The sequence below is a fragment of the Thiorhodococcus minor genome (assembly GCF_010820565.1).
Classification (GTDB): Bacteria; Pseudomonadota; Gammaproteobacteria; order Chromatiales; family Chromatiaceae; genus Thiorhodococcus; species Thiorhodococcus minor.
The window spans coordinates 1-2,509 of the sequence record NZ_JAAIJQ010000208.1 but is presented as its reverse complement, the minus strand read 5'-3'; the positions used below and the strand labels follow the sequence as shown (position 1 = coordinate 2,509).

General features: G+C 64.9%; 5 protein-coding genes. 3 read left to right on the top strand and 2 right to left on the bottom strand.

The genetic code is table 11. The features are described from left to right. Window positions 1-177: 177 nt before the first annotated feature. Both G3446_RS26330 and G3446_RS26325 read right to left on the bottom strand, forming a co-directional pair. The gene (locus G3446_RS26330) at window positions 178-525 is read right to left on the bottom strand and encodes a glycine zipper domain-containing protein (protein ID WP_164456622.1); all 348 of its coding nucleotides are present in this window, start codon (window positions 523-525) and stop codon (window positions 178-180) included. After that, a complete protein-coding gene (locus G3446_RS26325) occupies window positions 522-1,355 on the bottom strand; it encodes an MORN repeat-containing protein (protein WP_164456621.1) in 834 nt (277 codons plus the stop codon). Before G3446_RS26325 ends, G3446_RS26330 begins: the two co-directional genes overlap by 4 nt. A 33-nt stretch (window positions 1,356-1,388) precedes the next feature. Between G3446_RS26325 and G3446_RS26320 the strand changes: the two genes are divergently transcribed. The 3 genes from G3446_RS26320 to G3446_RS26310 form a co-directional block, all read left to right on the top strand. Continuing rightward, complete coding sequence (locus tag G3446_RS26320; RefSeq protein ID WP_164456620.1) at window positions 1,389-1,643, top strand: hypothetical protein; 255 nt, start codon at window positions 1,389-1,391, stop codon at window positions 1,641-1,643. A gap of 316 nt (window positions 1,644-1,959) precedes the next feature. Then, complete coding sequence (locus G3446_RS26315) at window positions 1,960-2,208, top strand: hypothetical protein (protein WP_164456619.1); 249 nt, start codon at window positions 1,960-1,962, stop codon at window positions 2,206-2,208. A gap of 56 nt (window positions 2,209-2,264) precedes the next feature. After that, window positions 2,265-2,509, top strand: a 245-nt coding sequence (locus G3446_RS26310) for a hypothetical protein (protein WP_164456618.1), incomplete at its 3' end; no start/stop codon positions are given.

Below are 2,509 nucleotides of genomic sequence, written 5' to 3'. Positions count from 1 at the left end.
CTGATGACCAAGGCCGCTTCCTCTTTTCATCGGTCACACAAGCGACGCTTTCAGCGGCCCCATCTCAAAGGCGCCGCCAGTGCGCTGGGAGTGTCGGCCTCCAGGCCGACAGCTGTTGACCTGGAGATCAAGACTCCCGGGGGCCTTCCGTCTCGCGCGTTGAGACGGAGCCGCGCACTAGCGGCGAGGTGGACGCCCGCCGGGAGGCGGCCGACGCCCTGGGGGTGGACGATGATGCGCGGGCGGATGCCGAGGCGGTGGCGGGCGGCGGTAATCGTTGCGGCGATTCTGCGCCGCCGCCGCGCCGGCGATACCACCGATGACGGCGCCAGCCGCGGCGCCGTCCTGTCCACCAACGGCTCCTCCGACGATGCCGCCAACGGCAGCGCCCGCCAAGACGCCGGCCTGTGGGGCGGTGCTTGGCATCAGGGCGGTCGCCATCAGCAGAACGGCGGAAATGGACGCGACGAATGTGGGCGCTCGCTTGCGGACGTCGCTGCGTTCACAGGATGTATCTCGGCTCATTGGGCGCCTCCCGGAGCGGATTGCTGATCCGATTGTTGATTGTCGACTCTGACGTCGTCCTTCCAGGTCTGCTGCTCCTGCTCGCCATCCGGGCGCGTTACCCGGAAGACGCCGTCGGCCTTTCCCTGGCGCCAGACGCCCTGGTAAACGGCGCCATCGACCGCGAGGAAGACACCCTGACCATCGGCCTTGCCGGCTTGAAAGCCCCCCCGAAACACGGAGCCGTCGGGAAACAGCAGAACGCCCTGCCCCTGGCGCTCTCCGTCGACGTAGCCGCCTTGATAGGATGCGCCATCGGCGATGACCATCAGCCCTGCACCATGCGGCTGATTGGCCTGGACCTCACCGAGATAGACGGAGCCGTCGGCCCCCTGATAGACCCCGGCGCCCTCGGCAACGTCCGCCTTGAAGCTGCCCCAATAGCGCCCGCCATCGGCCAGCTCGTAGAGCCCTTCTCCCTCCTTGAGGCTCGCGGCGAATTCGCCCCGATAGCGTGTCGTGCCTTCCTCGCTGCGCCTTTCCAGATCACCCTGACCCTCGGCCTTTCCGGCGACAAAGGTGCCCTCGAAGCGCAGCAGGCTCTCCCCGTCGGCGACGACCTCCAGCACACCGTCACCGGACAGCTTTCCATCGTCGCATCCGCCCGTCCAATGGATGACCCGTCCCGCCTTCGGCGCCTTGTCCGCCCAGACGGTGCAGCCGCTGCCCTCGACGGGAAGCCAGTGACCCTGCCCATAGGTCGCGCACGCACCCAGGATCAGCACGACACCTGTAGCGCGCGCGAGCCATGGCCCGCGCAGAGATGGCCTTCTCTTCTTGAATCTGCTCATGCGTATCAAGCCTATGGTTGTTGAAAAAGGGCCGTGACCCTCGACCCAGGGATCGGACGCCGGCCGGCCCGGTGGATCCGGGTCGTCGCCGAGCCTGAGCACGGCACCCATCGAGAGCACATCCATCGCGCTCCGTGGATGGGGCTGATGCCAGAGTATGGTCTAGAAGTGCGACGGGTGCGTTTCGTCATTCAGGTCTCTCCCAATGAGCCCCGTGGACCTCAACGCGCTCATGCCCCAGCCGACCTCTCGGCCGCCGGGCGCGCCAGCGCGGCGGTCAACTCCTGACCGGCAGGTGCTTTTTCCCTGGCGGACAGCTGCTTGGGCGCGCATCGCACAGCTTATCCACAATTCCGGTCACAGGATGCTGGGATAACTGCGGTCACGGCTGATTGGGGATATGAGCAAACACTTTTCTCACTGCTGTTTGTCTTTCACAAACAAAATAGCCCTTCTCCGCCGCAATCCCCGCATGCCTCACTCGCAAGAGCCTTGTTTCAAGGGGCCTCCGGGCGCGTTTCGCGGAGTTGGCACAGCGCCTGCTCTATCCCCAGCAAGCGCAACCACAGCGCGAAACACTCAAGACCCACTCGGAGAGACACTCATGCTGACCATCACCGACCTCACCCTTCGCGACGACCTCGACGCAGCAGCCATGACCAAGGTCCGCGGCGGCTTCTCGCTGAGCGACTTCGATTCGCTGGGGATCTTCAACACCCCCGAGATCGATCTCGGCACCCACGCCCTGCTGCAGAGCCAAGGCGTCGCCGTCGACCAGTCCGGCAACATCGGCGGCTTGAACCTGGTGTTCTCGAATCAGACCCAGAACGGCATCGCCGGCCAGGTCGCCTAAGCAAGACCGTCCCAGACCCTTTTAGACACAACCTGAAGATAGACAGGAGAGAAACCATGTTGACCATCACCGACCTGACCGCTGACCGTACCCTCGACGAGGCCACCATGCGCGGTATGCGCGGCGGCCTCGCCGTCGCCGGAAGCGACTTCAGCTCCTTTTTCGGCTATTTCAACAGCCCAACGCTCGATCTCGGCACGCACGAGCTGATCCAGAGCCAAGCCGTCGCGGTCGATCAGAGCGGCGCGACCGGCGGCTTCAACATCAATAGCAGCAGCCAGACGCAGAACGGCATCAGCGG

Coding starts and splice junctions, on each gene's coding strand:
- G3446_RS26330 (WP_164456622.1), bottom strand. CDS start 525: ATGAGCCGAGATACATCCTGTGAACGCAGCGACGTCCGCAAGCGAGCG.
- G3446_RS26325 (WP_164456621.1), bottom strand. CDS start 1,355: ATGAGCAGATTCAAGAAGAGAAGGCCATCTCTGCGCGGGCCATGGCTC.
- G3446_RS26315 (WP_164456619.1), top strand. CDS start 1,960: ATGCTGACCATCACCGACCTCACCCTTCGCGACGACCTCGACGCAGCA.